The following is a 13,807-nucleotide window of genomic DNA, read 5'->3' as shown; positions in this document are numbered from 1 at the left end:
ATCGTAGGCGGACCCCCGCCGGACACCGCGGAGGCTGCGCGGGACGCCCGCTCTCGGCTCAGCTCCCCCGCGTCAGCGCCCAGAGCGCGACGGCGCTCGCCGACGCCACGTTCAGCGAATCCACCCCGTGCAGCATCGGGATGGTCACCACGGTGTCGGCCGCGTCCAGCGCCGCCCGGCTCAGTCCGTCCCCCTCGGCACCCAGCACGATCGCCACGCGCTCGGGCCGGTCGGCCGCGTACTCGTCCAGCGGCACCGCGTCGGGCGCGAGGGCAAGCGCGGCGACCGAGAACCCCGCGGCGAGCAGCTCGGTCCGCGCCGGCCCCCACTCCGGGATCCGCGTCCACGGCACCTGCAGCACCGTGCCCATGCTCACCCGCACGCTCCGCCGGTAGAGCGGGTCCGCGCAGCGCGGGCTCACGAGCACCGCGTCGGCACCCATCCCGGCCGCCGCGCGGAAGACGGCGCCGACGTTCGTGTGGTCGACGAGGTCCTCGAGGATGACGACGAGCCGCGCGTCCTCGAGCAGCGACGCCATCGACGGCAGCACCGGCCGCCGCATCGACGCGAGGGCGCCGCGGTGCAGGTGGAACCCGGTCAGCTCCTCGATCATCGCGTCCGGCCCGACGAACACCGGCACGTCCGGGAAGCGCTCGAGCACCTCCGCCGCGTCCGGCAGCCGCTTCTCCTGCACCAGCACCGACTTCGGCACGTGCCCGGCGTCGAGCGCGCGGACGATCACCTTCGACGACTCCGCGATGTAGAGCCCGCCCTCGGGCTCGAGCACCCGGCGCAGCGCCACGTCGGTCAGGCGGTGGTAGTCGGCCAGGAGCGGGTGGTCGAGGTCCTCGATGTGCACGATCGGCATCCCGGAACCCTAGGGCACGGCGCGGTCTAAACTGGCCGATGGAGTGCCCGCGTGCGCGGGTGTCCGAAGGAGGCGTGGATGGAGTCGGGTCCGACACCGATCGCCGACGGCAGCAGTGCCGATCAGGCCGACGAGCAGCAGACCGACCTGCAGCGGGCCGACGAGCAGCGCTCCGCCGCCCTCGACCGCACCGTCGAGCTCCTGGCCGGCCGCCGCATCGCCGCCGTCACCGGCGCGGGCGTGAGCACCGACTCCGGCATCCCCGACTACCGCGGCGCGGGAGCCCCCGTCCGCAGCCCGATGACCTACTCCCAGTTCGTCGCCGACCCCGACTACCGCCGCCGCTACTGGGCCGGCAGCCAGCTCGGCTGGCGCCGCTTCACCGCCACCCTGCCGAACGACGGCCACCGCGCCCTCGCCCGGCTCGAGGAGCGCGGCCTGCTCACCGGTGTCGTGACGCAGAACGTGGACGGCCTGCACGTGCGCGCGGGCTCGCAGCGCGTGGTCGACCTGCACGGCTCCGCCGACCGCGTCCGCTGCATGACCTGCGGCCAGTACTTCGCCCGCGACGCGATCGCCGAGCGCATCGAGGCGCTCAACCCCTGGCTCGACGACCCCGACATCTCCTCGCTGAACCCCGACGGCGACGCCGAGGTGCACGACGTCTCGGCGATGACCGTCCCCGAGTGCACGGTCTGCGGCGGGATCCTCAAGCCCGACATCGTCTTCTTCGGCGAGTTCATCCCGACCGAGCGGTTCGAGGAGGCGCGCGCCATCGTCGCGGGCGCCGACGCGCTGCTCGTGGCGGGCTCGTCGCTCGTCGTCAACTCCGGCATCCGCTTCCTCGAGATCGCCCGGCGCGCGAAGATGCCGATCGTGATCGTCAACCGCGGCACCACCAAGGGCGACTCGCGGGCCGGCATCAAGATCGACGGCGGCACGAGCGAGGTCCTCCGCGCCCTCGCCGAGCGCCTCCCGTCGCGCTGACCCACCGCTCCCCCACCACCCGAGAGGCCCTCGTGACCCAGCTCACCCTCGTCCGGCACGGCCAGACCGACTGGAACGCCGCCCGCCGCATCCAGGGCGCGAGCGACATCCCGCTCAACGACACCGGCCGCTCGCAGGCTCGCGCCGCCGCCCGGCTGCTGCGCGAGCGCGACTGGGACGTCGTCGTCGCCAGCCCGCTGCAGCGCGCGCACGAGACCGGGGCGATCATCGCCCGCGGTCTCGGCCTGCCCGAGCCCGAGGTCGTCGAGGGCGTGGCCGAGCGCTCCTACGGCGAGGCCGAGGGCATGACCGGCGACGAGCTCCGCGAGCTCTTCCCCGGCGGCATCGAGGGCGCCCGCATCCCCGGCTGCGAGACCCGCGCTCAGGTCGTCGAGCGCGCCACGGCCGCGCTGCTCGAGATCGCCGAGCGGTTCCCGGAGCAGCGCGTGATCGTCGCGACGCACGGCGCCGTCATCGGCAGCCTGCTCCGCGCCCTCAGCGAGGACGAGCTGCCCGCCCAGGGCACCACGGTGGGCAACGGCTCGCGGCACGACTTCGCGATCGTCGACGGCGCCCTGCAGATCGTCGCGGTCGACGACTCCGGCGACGTCGTCGTGGTCGACGCCGATCTGCAGTCCGACCTGGACGACGTGCTCAGTCCGAGCGCACCCGCCTGACGCCGCGTCCGGCGCCGCTCAGCGCCCGACGCTCGTCAGCAGCTCCAGCAGCACCCGCGCGGAGTCGCGCCACGAGTACGCGGCCGCCCGCTCCCGCGCCCTCGCCGACAGCTCCCGCCAGCGCTCCGGGTCCTCGAGCGAGCGCACGCCCTCGGCGATGCCCTTCGCGCTGGACGGATCCACGTAGACCGCGGCGTCGCCGCCGATCTCGCGGAAGATCGGGATGTCGCTGACGACGACCGGGGTGCCGAGCGCCATCGCCTCGACCAGCGGGATCCCGAAGCCCTCGTCCCGGCTCGCGGTCACCAGTGCCGTGGCACGCGCGAGCGCCTCGCGGTAGGAGGCGTCGTCCGCTCCCTGGTGGAAGACCAGCTTCGCCGTCGGCGCGAGCGAGCGGAGGGTCTCCACCGTCTCGTCGCTCGCCCGGCTCATCAGGTGCAGCTCGTAGTCGGGCAGCAGCCGCATCGCCCGCGCCAGCGACTCCACGTTCTTGTAGGGCATGAACGAGCCCATGTAGACGAGCGAGCGCGCATCGGAGCGGTCGGGCAGCGCCGCCGCGAGGGCCGCGCTCGCCTCGTCCGGCGCCGTGGCCGCGTTCGGCACCACGACGACCGGGCGGGTCGTCAGCCGGTGCGTGCGCAGCAGCCCGCGGGTCGTCTCGGACACCGTCACGATCGCGTCGGCGCGCTGCAGCAGGCGCCGCTGCGGCCACCACGCCAGGTGGTAGAGCCGCCAGAGCCCGCGCACCGGCAGCGGCAGGTCGCGCGGCGGCGTGCGATGGCGGTAGTAGATCAGGTCGTGCACGGTGAGCACGAGCCGGTAGCGCCGGCCGAGCGAGCCCATCGTCTGCATCGGCGAGAACACCACGTCGGGCCGCAGCCGGTTGACCAGCAGCGCCACGAACGGCTCGAACGGCCCGGTCGGCGAGGTGACCTTCTCCCACGGCAGATCCGGCAGCATCGCCCGCTGCCGGCGGTCGCTGATCAGCATCGTCACGTCGTGCAGCTTCGCCAGCTCGGCCACGATCTCGGCGGTGTAGCGGCTGATGCCGTCGTGGCGCTCGAGCCGGGTGTACCGGCAGTCGACGACGATCCTCATCGGTCGATCCCCTCGTCCAGGGCCGCGCGGAGGACGGCGGCCGCCTCGTCCGGCGTCTCGTAGTGGATGAGGTGCCCGACCCCGTCGATCACGTGCAGGCGGGCGTGCGGCAGCGCCTCGAGCAGTCGGTACTGCGCGGCCAGCGGGGTGATGTCGTCCTGCGCCGCGGCGATCAGCAGCGTCGGCACCGCGATCCGCGCGGCGTACTCGCCGACGTCGTGCGAGACCGAGGCGCGGAACGCCTCCAGCACCGTGTCGCGCGACGCGAACGCGCTGAAGTAGCGGTCGTGCTGGTCGTGCACGAAGCGGCGCAGCGGCCCGTCCTTGGTCTTCACCATCGCGAGGCTCATCACCCGCACGATCAGCGGGTCGCCGAGCAGGCGCAGCCCGAGCGGGCGGGGCAGCACCGCGCCGAGGCGGTAGTAGAGCACCGCGAGCCGGGTCAGCACGCCGCGGGGCCCCGCGAGGGCGGGCGCGGCGATCGGATTGACGAGCACGAGCAGCGGCGTCTCCAGCCCGCCCGCGACGGCCGCCGCGGAGACGATCGAGCCGAAGGAGTGCCCGAGCACGACCGCCCGCCCGCGCAGCCCGAGCGCGTCCAGGAACTCGCCGAGCCAGGCGGCGTAGCCCTCGACGTCGTGTGCGTGCGCCGTCATCGGCGGCGACGCGCCGAAGCCGGGCAGGTCGGGCGCGATCACGCGGGCGTCCGCTCCGCCGGCGAGCAGCCGCGCGATCACCGGCTCCAGCCCGTGGTGCTCGCCGCGGAATCCGTGCACCAGGACCAGCACGGTCCCGGCGTCGGGGTCGCCGTAGCTCCAGTAGGCGGTGGTGGCCCCGGCGACGTCGACAGCGCTCTCGCTGATGGCGAGTCGCCCGAGGTCGGCGGCGTAGGGGGAGGCTATGGTCATGACGGTCCCCATCGTAGGGAAAGCCCGTCGAACTTCCCGCCGCAACGCCTTGCGGGCCCTCGATCCGAGCCGCAAGCATGAAGGCGCGTTCGCACGCGACGCACCGCCCGTCCCCCGTCCTCCGCTCCGATCCCGGCGCGGCGCCGGTCATCCGCTCAGGCAGCAGCAGAAGGAGCACCGTGAGCTTCACGTCCCCGATCCAACTCCCCGGGCTCGCCCTCGATCCGCAGTGGTACCGCAGGGCCGTGTTCTACGAGGTCATGATCCGGTCGTACTACGACTCGAACGGAGACGGCGCCGGCGACATCAACGGCCTGGCGTCCAAGCTCGACTACCTGCAGTGGCTCGGCATCGACGCGCTCTGGCTGCCGCCCTTCTACATGTCGCCGCTGCGCGACGGCGGCTACGACGTCTCCGACTTCAAGGCGATCCTCCCCGAGTTCGGCACCATGGAGGACTTCCGCGAGCTGGTCCGCAAGGCCCACGAGCGCAACATGCGCATCGTGATGGACTTCCCGCTCAACCACACCAGCGACCAGCACGAGTGGTTCCAGCAGTCGCGCTCCGACCCCGAGGGCCCCTACGGCGACTTCTACGTCTGGAACGACACCGACGACAAGTACCCGGACATCCGGATCATCTTCGTCGACACCGAGGACTCCAACTGGGCCTTCGACGCCGAGCGCCGCCAGTTCTACTTCCACCGCTTCTTCTCGCACCAGCCCGACCTCAACTTCGAGAACCCGGCCGTCCACGAGGCGATCCACGACGTCGTCAAGTTCTGGCTCGACCTGGGCGTCGACGGCATCCGGCTCGACGCGATCCCCTACCTCTACGAGTCCGACGAGGGCAACGGCGAGGGCGAGCCGCCCACGCACGACTTCATCAAGAACCTGCGGACGATGGTCGACCGCGACTACCCCGGCCGCATCCTGATCGCCGAGGCGAACCAATGGCCGCGCGAGGTCGCCGCGTTCTTCGGCACGGAGGAGGAGCCGGAGTGCCACATGGCCTTCGACTTCCCGGTCATGCCGCGCATCTTCTACTCCCTCCGCGCGCAGACCGCGAACGAGCTGAAGAAGGTGCTCTCCGAGACCTTCGACATCCCCTCGGGCGCCGCCTGGGGCGTCTTCCTGCGCAACCACGACGAGCTCACCCTCGAGATGGTCTCCGAGGAGTACCGCCAGGCGATGTACGGCTGGTACGCCTACGACCCGCGGATGCGCTCCAACATCGGCATCCGCCGCCGGCTGGCGCCGCTGCTCGACAACTCGCGCGCCGAGCTCGAGCTGATCAACGCCCTGCTCTTCTCGCTGGCCGGCAGCCCGTTCCTCTACTACGGGGACGAGATCGGCATGGGCGACAACATCTGGCTGAACGACCGCGACGCCTCGCGCACGCCGATGCAGTGGACCCCGGACCGCAACGCCGGCTTCTCGGCCGCCGACCCGGGCAAGCTCGTCCAGCCGATCGTCCAGTCGCTCGTCTACCACTACAACCAGGTCAACGTGGAGGCGCAGCTCGCCCAGTCGCGCTCGCTGCTGCACTGGATGCGGAACGTCCTGCACGTGCGCCGCGGCCACCCCGCCTTCGGCCTCGGCTCGATGCGCGTGCTCGAGACCGACCACGAGTCGGTGCTCGCCTTCGTCCGCGACTACGCCGGCTCCGGCACCGCGATGGGCGACCAGCCGGAGGAGGTGCTCTGCGTCTTCAGCTTCAACCACAACCCGGTCTCGGTGACGATCACCGACCCCGAGAACCCCGGCTCGACGCTCACCGACCTCTTCGGCGGCGGCCGCTTCCCCGGCTTCTCCGAGGACGGCGCGCTGACGATGACGCTCGGCACCCAGGGCTTCTTCTGGCTGCACGTCGCGAAGGCGGGCCAGACCCGCGAGGGACTCACCCGCTGACCCGGCCCTCGCCCGCTCGACCGCGCAGCACGCCGCGGGGCCTCCCGACGATGTCGGAGGCCCCGCCTAGGCTGTCGGCGTGAGCACCACCGAGACGAACCAGGCACCGACGCTCTTCGACGAGAGCCTCCTCGACGAAGCCGGGTCCACCGGCGCATCGGCAAGGTCGTCGGAGGCGCCGGCCGGCTCCGACGGCGCCCGCTGGTACGACCGTCTCGCCGTCTTCGACCTCGAGACCACCGGCATCGACGTCCGCACCAGCCGCATCGTGACCGCGCACGTCGGCGTCATCGACGCCGACGGCACCCCGGTGGAGGGCACCACCTGGCTCGCCGATCCCGGCGTCGAGATCCCGGCCGGCGCCAGCGCCGTGCACGGCATCAGCACCGAGCACGCCCGCAAGCACGGCCGCCCCGCCGGCGAGGTCGTCGCCGAGGTGTCAGAGGCGCTGCGCTCGCTCCTGGCCCGCGGGATCCCGGTCGTCATCTACAACGCCCCCTACGACCTCTCGCTGCTCGCCTTCGAGGCGCGCCGCTGGGGCGTCCCGGTGCTGATCGACCCGAGTCCCGTCATCGACCCGCTCGTGATCGACAAGGCCGTCGACCGCTACCGCAAGGGCAAGCGCACCCTCGTCCAGGCCGCGCTGCACTACGGCGTCCCGCTGACCGAGGCGCACGACGCCGGCGCCGACGCGATCGCCGCGGGCCGCGTCGCCCAGGCCCTCGGCCGCGCCTTCGCCGAGGAGCTCGGCGGCGGTGCCGAGGCGCTGCACGCCCTGCAGATCGACTGGTGCCGCACGCAGGCCGAGTCGTTCCAGGAGTACATGCGCCGCGTCCGCGACGAGAGCTTCGTCGCCGACGGCGCCTGGCCGGTCCGGCACTGAGCGTCCGGTACCGACCTCTCGCACTGACGCTTCGGCTCAGGTGAGCGTGCGGCCCTCCGCGAGCAGCGCCACGTACTCCGCGATCCGCCGCTCCCGCGTCTCCGGCCGCTTGAGCTGCGACAGCCGGAACAGGAACGCGAAGCGCTTCTGCCCGCCGACCGTCGCGAAGAAGGCGGCGGCCGCCGGATCCGCGGCCAGTGCCGCCGTGAAGTCGTCCGGCACCTCCGCATCGCGCTGCCGGTAGGCGGCGTCCCAGCGTCCGTCCGCCCGCGCCCGCTCCACCTCGGCGAGCCCGGCCGGCAGCATCCGGCCCTCCTCGAGCAGCCGCGCCACATGGTCGCGGTTCACCTTCGACCACGGGCTCGCCCGGCGCCGCGGGGTGAACGCCTGCAGCTTGAACTGCTCGTCGAAGGCACCCGCCTGCCCGTCGATCCAGCCGTGGCAGAGTGCGACGTCGAGCGCCTCCGCGTAGGTGATGCCCGGGTCGACGGCCGCGTTCTTCCGCAGCTTCAACCGCACGCCGCCCGGGTCCGGCTCACCGCGGAGGTAGGCGTCCCACTCCTCGGGCGTCGTGAGCGGCAGGATCGGCTTGTCGGCGAAGGACACCATCCCCGGACGCTACCGCCTCCCGGCCCGCCGCGTCACGGGCCCTGGACCCGTGCCGCCGTCACGAGGACATGCCGCGACCCCGTCGCGCAACCGCTCGACCGCCGCCCCGCGCTGCGCTGGGATCGGAGGACAGCGGGACCACCCGAGTCCCCGGCGAGGAGCAGTCATGCCCACCATCCGCACGGTCACCGTCCTCGGCAGCGGAGTCCTCGGCTCCCAGATCGCGTTCCAGGCCGCCTTCCACGGCTTCGCCGTCACCAGCTACGACGTCACCGACGAGGTGCTCGACGCCGCGCGCGAGCGCTTCCGCGGGCTCGCCGGCGTCTACGAGTCGGCCCAGGTCTCCGGGGGGATCCCCGGCGGCGCCGCCGCGGCCCTCGAGTCGCTGCGCCTCACCTCCGACCTCGCCGAGGCCGTCGCCGACGCCGACCTCGTGATCGAGGCCGTCCCCGAGGACCTCGCGCTCAAGCAGGAGCTCTACGGTCGCCTCGGAGCGCTCGCCCCCGAGCGGACGATCTTCGCCACGAACTCCTCGACCCTCCTGCCCAGCGACCTGAAGGAGTCGACCGGCCGCCCGGACCGATTCCTCGCCCTGCACTACGCGAACCACATCTGGGTGCAGAACACCGCCGAGATCATGGGCACCGCCGACACCGACCCTGCCGTGATCGACGCGGTCGTCGCGTTCGCTGTCGAGAGCGGACTCGAGCCGATCCGCCTGCAGAAGGAGAAGGCCGGCTACCTGCTCAACTCGCTGCTGGTGCCGCTCCTGAACGCCGCGAGCGGCCTCCTGATGGGCGGCTACGCCGACCCCGAGACCATCGACAAGACCTGGCGGATCGGCACCGGAGCCCCGCTCGGCCCCTTCCAGATCTTCGACGTCATCGGCCTCAACACCGCCTACCACGTCGCCGTCGCCGCCCCCGACGAGGCCTCCCAGGCCTTCGCCGCCCACCTCAAGACCGAGTACCTCGACAAGGGCAGGCTCGGGACCGCCACCGGCGAGGGCTTCTACCGCTACTGATCCGCGCGGCGACCATTCGCGGGCGGTTCAGCAAGCGGGTGAGATTCGCGCTCCATGCTGGTCGAGTAGCCGCGCAGCGGCGTATCGAGACCCGGCGACCAGCGCGCGGGCAGTGGTGGATCTCGATACGCCCGCTCCGCGGCCTACTCGATCAGCATGGAAGGGCGGGGCCGTGCAAGCGAGACGAGCGCGCCGCACATGCTGGTCGAGTATCCCCGCAGGGGCGTATCGAGACCCGCCCACCCCGAGGACGTCGGCCTCTTCCCCGCCCTGCGCTTTTGCCGACGACGAAGGGCCCCCGACCGCGAGGTCGAGGGCCCTTCGGAGGCGGGAGGCCGGAGCCTACTTGCCGAAGTTCTTGTAGCGCGAGTTGAACTTCTCGACGCGGCCGGCCGAGTCCATGATGCGCTGCTTGCCCGTGTAGAACGGGTGCGAGGCGGACGAGATCTCGACGTCGATGACGGGGTACGTGACGCCGTCGAGCTCGATCGTCTTGCTGCTGGTCGCCGTCGAGCGGGTGAGGAAGGTCTCACCGGAGGCGAGGTCGCGGAACACGATGGCCTCGTACTTGGGGTGGATGTCGGTCTGCATGATCGTGTCCTGTCGCTTGTGGTCCTGAACCGCGCCTGTCGTCGACGGGTGCGGGTGGATGAGTGGCGGGCGCACCGCGAACGGGCCCGAACCAGCTACCGAGAATAGCAGACGGCCGCCGCCACGGGGAGGTGCGGCACGCGGTCGCGCGAGCCCGCGCTCAGCGGGCGCGGGCCGAGTAGCGCCCGTTCTCGTGCGTCAGCGCGATGTCGAGCCCGAACGCGTCCGCGAGGGTCGCCTCGGTGAGCGCCTCGGCCAGCGGGCCGGCGGCGACGACGGCGCCGTCGCGCAGCAGCAGCGCGTGCGTGAACCCGGCCGGGATCTCCTCGACGTGGTGGGTCACCATCACGATCGCGGGCGAGGCCGGGTCCTGCGCGAAGCCGCCGAGCAGCTGCACGAGCTCCTCGCGGGCGCCGAGGTCGAGGCTGCCGGCCGGCTCGTCGAGCAGCAGCAGCTCCGGGTCGGTCATGATCGCGCGGGCGATCTGGACGCGCTTCTGCTCGCCGTCCGAGAGCGTGCCGAAGGTGCGGTCGGCGAGGTGGTCGAGCTTCCACTCCACGAGGACGCGGCGCGCGCGGCGCTCGTCGATCTCGTCGTAGCCCTCGTTCCAGCGCCCCGTGACCGCGTACGCGGCGGTCATCACGACGTCGAGCACCGTCTCGCCCGCGGGCAGGCGGCGCGCCATCGCGGTCGACGCGTAGCCGATCCGGGGGCGCAGCTCGAAGACGTCGACGCGGCCGAGCGTCTCCTCGAGCAGGTGCGCGGAGCCGGTCGACGGATAGTTCTGCGCCGCGGCGATCTGCAGGATCGAGGTCTTCCCGGCTCCGTTGGAGCCGAGGATCACCCAGCGCTCCTCCTCGAACACGGTCCAGTCGACGTGATCGAGGATCCGCTTGCCGTTCCGGACGAAGGACACATCGACGAACGAGACAACGCTGGGCATGCGATCCAGTCTAAAGGGAGCTGGCGGCGGGCTCAGACGAGCGAGTCGTAGATCGCACGGGTGTCCCGGGCGATCTGCGTCCAGCTGAAGTCGCTCTGCGCCCGGAGGCGGCCGGCCTCGCCCATCCGCTTCGCGGCGGCCGGGTCGGCGACGACCTCGGCCATCGCGGCCGCGAGGTCGGCGACGTAGCGCTCCGGATCCACCGGCGTGCCGGTGCCGTCCGTCACCTGCTCGATCGGCACCAGGCGCCCGGTGACGCCGTCGACGACGACCTCCGGGATGCCGCCGGTCGCGGTCCCGACGACCGCGGCACCGCACGCCATCGCCTCGAGGTTCACGATGCCCAGCGGCTCGTAGATCGACGGGCAGACGAACGTGGTCGCGGCGGTCAGCACCGCGGAGAGCTGGTGGCGCGGCAGGTGGCGGTCGATCCAGACGACGCCGGTGCGCTCCTGCTGGAGCCCCCGCACGAGCGCGGTGACCTCGGCCATGATCTCGGGGGTGTCCGGGGCGCCTGCGCAGAGCACCAGCTGCACCTCCGGCGGCAGCATCGCGGCCGCGCGCAGCAGGTAGGGCAGCCCCTTCTGCCGGGTGATCCGGCCGACGAAGACGACGGAGGGGCGCGACGGGTCGATGCCCAGCTCGGCGAGGACGGCCTCGTCCTCCACCGGGTGCCACGCGTCGAGGTCGATGCCGTTGTAGACGACGTGCACCTTCGCCGGGTCCAGAGCGGGGTACGAGCGGAGGATGTCGTTCCGCATCCCGCCGGAGACCGCGATCACCGCATCGGCGCTCTCGTACGCCTCGCGCTCGATCCAGCTCGAGACGCGGTAGCCGCCCCCGAGCTGCTCGGCCTTCCACGGGCGCAGCGGCTCGAGGCTGTGCGCCGAGACGACGTGCGGGATGCCGTGCAGCAGCTGCGCGAGGCGCCCGGCCGCGTTGGCGTACCAGGTGTGCGAGTGCACGAGATCGGCTCCGGCCGCGTCCTGGGCGATCTGGAGATCGACGCCCAGGGTCTGCAGCGCGCCGTTGGCCTGCGCCAGCTCGGCCGGCACCGGATACGCGAACGCCCCCTCCTCGTCCCTCGGCGCGCCGAAGCAGCGCACCACGACCTCGATGTCGTGGCGGAGGGCCTTGGTGAGCTCGGCCACGTGCACGCCGGCTCCCCCGTACACCTCGGGCGGATATTCCTTGGTCAGCAGATCGACTCGCACACCCCGAACCGTAGTACAGCGCGATCCCCCGGCGACAGCCGCATCCGCGCGGGTTCGCGGACCTCCGCCAACCCCTACTGTGGAGCCATGCAGTCAAAGAAGATTTTCGGCATCGTCCTCGCGGGTGGCGAAGGCAAGCGGCTCATGCCCCTGACGGCGGACCGGGCCAAGCCCGCGGTGCCGTTCGGCGGGCAGTACCGTCTGATCGACTTCGCGCTGTCCAACCTGATCAACTCGGGCCTGACCCAGATCGTGGTGCTGACCCAGTACAAGTCGCACTCGCTCGACCGCCACGTCTCGCAGACCTGGACGCTGTCGGGGCTGCTCAACTCCTACGTCGCGTCCGTCCCGGCGCAGCAGCGGCTCGGCAAGCGCTGGTTCAGCGGCTCGGCCGACGCGATCCTGCAGAGCCTCAACCTGATCCGCGACGAGAAGCCCGACATCGTCGTCGTGGTCGGCGCGGACCACGTCTACCGCATGGACTTCTCGCAGATGATCGAGGCGCACATCAAGTCGGGCGCCAAGGCGACCGTCGCGGCGATCCGCCAGCCGATCGAGCTCGCCGACCAGTTCGGCGTCATCCAGCTCGCGGGCGACGAGGCCGGCGACGGCATCGTCCCGACCAAGATCGCCGAGTTCCTCGAGAAGCCCAAGGACGCGGTCGGCCTCGCCGACTCGCCGCACGAGGTCCTCGCCTCGATGGGCAACTACGTCTTCGACGCCGACGCGCTGATCGACGCGGTCATCCGCGACGGCGAGCTCTCCACCTCCGACCACGACATGGGCGGCGACATCATCCCCGACTTCGTCGCGCGCGGCGAGGCCGGCGTCTACGACCTCAAGCTCAACGAGGTCCCCGGCTCCACCGATCGCGACCGCTACTACTGGCGCGACGTGGGGACGATCGACTCGTTCTTCGAGGCGCACCAGGACCTCATCTCGGCGCTGCCCGTCTTCAACCTCTACAACCAGCAGTGGCCGATCTTCTCGTCGCAGCTCAACTCGCCGCCCGCGAAGATCGTGCGCGACGGCAAGGGCAACCTCGGCACCACCGTCGACTCGGTCGTCTCCCTGGGCACCGTCATCTCCGGTGCGCACATCGAGCGCAGCGTCGTCGGCCCCTGGGCGGTCATCGAGTCGAACGCCACGGTCTCCGACTCGGTCGTCTTCGACAAGGTCCGGATCGGCCCGGACGCCGTGGTCGCCCGCGCTATCCTCGACAAGGACGTCGTCGTCGAGCCCGGCGCCCGTGTCGGCGTGGACCACGACCACGACCGCGAGCGCGGGTTCACCGTCACCGAGTCGGGCATCACCGTCGTCGGAAAGGGCGTCGTCGTCCGCCCGTAGCACCCCCGCGGGTCGAGAGCACTGCGCTTCCGCGCCGCCTGCCCTGCCGGCGCGCGGACCCGACCGATTGGCCCGTCCTTGAGTGAGCCTCTGCGCACACCCGCCCGATTCCTGGTCGTCGTCGACGCCGACTCCACGCTGCTGCAGGACGAGGTGATCGAGCTGCTCGCCGCGCACGCGGGCTCCGAGGAGCGCGTCGCCGCGATCACCGAGCGCGCGATGCACGGCGAGATCGACTTCGGCGAGAGCCTGCGCGAGCGCGTCGCCACCCTCGCCGGCGTGCTCGACGACGTCTGCGCCGGAGTGAGCGGCCGCGTCCGGGTCACCCCGGGAGTGGAGGAGCTGATCGCCGGCATCCGCGCCGCCGGTGGCCGGATCGGCGTCGTCTCGGGCGGCTTCCACGAGGTGCTCGATCCGGTCGCCGGGGCGCTCGGCCTCGACTTCGTCCGCGCGAACCGGCTCGGCAGCCGCGACGGCCGCCTGACCGGCGCGGTCGAGGGCCCGGTCATCGACGCCGCTGCGAAGGCCGCGGCCCTGTGCGAGTGGGCGGCGGAGTCCGGCGTCCCGCTCCGGCGCGCGATCGCGGTCGGCGACGGCGCGAACGATCTCGAGATGATGCGGGTGGCCGGCCTCTCGGTCGCCTTCAATGCGAAGCCCGTGGTCCGCGAGCGCGCCGACCTCGTCATCGACGGCCTCGATCTCAGCCAGCTGCTGCCGGTCCTCGGCCTGCGCGGCTGACGCTGGGGCG

The 13,807-nt window shown here is 72.0% G+C and carries 14 protein-coding genes; 7 read left to right on the top strand and 7 right to left on the bottom strand.

Annotation, left to right across the window (positions count from 1 at the left end):
* Nucleotides 1-58: 58 nt before the first annotated feature.
* Complete coding sequence (locus EDF36_RS11580) at nucleotides 59-868, bottom strand: RNA methyltransferase (RefSeq protein WP_123733108.1); 810 nt, start codon at nucleotides 866-868, stop codon at nucleotides 59-61.
* A 78-nt stretch (nucleotides 869-946) separates the two neighbouring features.
* On the opposite strand from EDF36_RS11580, the gene EDF36_RS11575 reads away from it, so the two are divergent.
* The gene (locus tag EDF36_RS11575; RefSeq protein WP_123733107.1) at nucleotides 947-1,855 is read left to right on the top strand and encodes a Sir2 family NAD-dependent protein deacetylase; all 909 of its coding nucleotides are present in this window, start codon (nucleotides 947-949) and stop codon (nucleotides 1,853-1,855) included.
* A 32-nt stretch (nucleotides 1,856-1,887) separates the two neighbouring features.
* The gene (locus tag EDF36_RS11570) at nucleotides 1,888-2,532 is read left to right on the top strand and encodes a histidine phosphatase family protein (protein WP_260300683.1); all 645 of its coding nucleotides are present in this window, start codon (nucleotides 1,888-1,890) and stop codon (nucleotides 2,530-2,532) included.
* 18 nt (nucleotides 2,533-2,550) lie between these two features.
* On the opposite strand, the gene EDF36_RS11565 is transcribed toward EDF36_RS11570, so the two are convergent.
* Both EDF36_RS11565 and EDF36_RS11560 read right to left on the bottom strand, forming a co-directional pair.
* Nucleotides 2,551-3,630, bottom strand: a complete 1,080-nt coding sequence (locus EDF36_RS11565; RefSeq protein ID WP_123733106.1) for a glycosyltransferase family 1 protein — start codon at nucleotides 3,628-3,630, stop codon at nucleotides 2,551-2,553.
* The gene (locus EDF36_RS11560) at nucleotides 3,627-4,538 is read right to left on the bottom strand and encodes an alpha/beta fold hydrolase (RefSeq protein ID WP_123733105.1); all 912 of its coding nucleotides are present in this window, start codon (nucleotides 4,536-4,538) and stop codon (nucleotides 3,627-3,629) included. Before EDF36_RS11560 ends, EDF36_RS11565 begins: the two co-directional genes overlap by 4 nt.
* A gap of 179 nt (nucleotides 4,539-4,717) precedes the next feature.
* Between EDF36_RS11560 and treS the strand changes: the two genes are divergently transcribed.
* Entirely contained in the window at nucleotides 4,718-6,448 is a 1,731-nt protein-coding gene (gene treS, locus EDF36_RS11555) for a maltose alpha-D-glucosyltransferase (protein WP_123733104.1), read from the top strand.
* 79 nt (nucleotides 6,449-6,527) lie between these two features.
* Nucleotides 6,528-7,331: a 3'-5' exonuclease gene (locus tag EDF36_RS11550; RefSeq protein ID WP_123733103.1), complete on the top strand. Its 804-nt coding sequence runs from the start codon at nucleotides 6,528-6,530 to the stop codon at nucleotides 7,329-7,331.
* Between the two features lie 36 nt (nucleotides 7,332-7,367).
* On the opposite strand, the gene EDF36_RS11545 is transcribed toward EDF36_RS11550, so the two are convergent.
* Entirely contained in the window at nucleotides 7,368-7,940 is a 573-nt protein-coding gene (locus EDF36_RS11545; RefSeq protein WP_123733102.1) for a YdeI family protein, read from the bottom strand.
* 166 nt (nucleotides 7,941-8,106) lie between these two features.
* Between EDF36_RS11545 and EDF36_RS11540 the strand changes: the two genes are divergently transcribed.
* Nucleotides 8,107-8,964 (top strand): 3-hydroxyacyl-CoA dehydrogenase, encoded by an 858-nt coding sequence (locus EDF36_RS11540; RefSeq protein ID WP_123733101.1) that lies wholly within the window; start codon nucleotides 8,107-8,109, stop codon nucleotides 8,962-8,964.
* 342 nt (nucleotides 8,965-9,306) lie between these two features.
* On the opposite strand, the gene EDF36_RS11535 is transcribed toward EDF36_RS11540, so the two are convergent.
* The 3 genes from EDF36_RS11535 to glgA all read right to left on the bottom strand — a co-directional run bounded on the left by EDF36_RS11535 (nucleotide 9,307) and on the right by glgA (nucleotide 11,712).
* Nucleotides 9,307-9,555 carry a type B 50S ribosomal protein L31 gene (locus EDF36_RS11535; protein WP_123446296.1) on the bottom strand — a complete coding sequence of 83 codons (249 nt, stop codon included), beginning with the start codon at nucleotides 9,553-9,555 and terminating at the stop codon, nucleotides 9,307-9,309.
* Between the two features lie 160 nt (nucleotides 9,556-9,715).
* Nucleotides 9,716-10,498 carry an ABC transporter ATP-binding protein gene (locus EDF36_RS11530; RefSeq protein WP_123733100.1) on the bottom strand — a complete coding sequence of 261 codons (783 nt, stop codon included), beginning with the start codon at nucleotides 10,496-10,498 and terminating at the stop codon, nucleotides 9,716-9,718.
* Nucleotides 10,499-10,530: 32 nt separating this feature from the next.
* Entirely contained in the window at nucleotides 10,531-11,712 is a 1,182-nt protein-coding gene (glgA, locus tag EDF36_RS11525) for a glycogen synthase (protein ID WP_123733099.1), read from the bottom strand.
* Nucleotides 11,713-11,799: 87 nt separating this feature from the next.
* On the opposite strand from glgA, the gene EDF36_RS11520 reads away from it, so the two are divergent.
* Both EDF36_RS11520 and serB read left to right on the top strand, forming a co-directional pair.
* Nucleotides 11,800-13,059: a glucose-1-phosphate adenylyltransferase gene (locus EDF36_RS11520; protein WP_123446293.1), complete on the top strand. Its 1,260-nt coding sequence runs from the start codon at nucleotides 11,800-11,802 to the stop codon at nucleotides 13,057-13,059.
* A 78-nt stretch (nucleotides 13,060-13,137) separates the two neighbouring features.
* The gene (gene serB, locus EDF36_RS11515; RefSeq protein ID WP_123733098.1) at nucleotides 13,138-13,797 is read left to right on the top strand and encodes a phosphoserine phosphatase SerB; all 660 of its coding nucleotides are present in this window, start codon (nucleotides 13,138-13,140) and stop codon (nucleotides 13,795-13,797) included.
* Nucleotides 13,798-13,807: the final 10 nt, after the last annotated feature.

Origin of the sequence: Rathayibacter sp. PhB152, assembly GCF_003751395.1 — a bacterium.
Classification (GTDB): domain Bacteria; phylum Actinomycetota; class Actinomycetes; order Actinomycetales; family Microbacteriaceae; genus Rathayibacter; species Rathayibacter festucae.
Note: the sequence above shows the minus strand (reverse complement) of the source record. Positions and strands in the feature narration are given on the sequence as shown.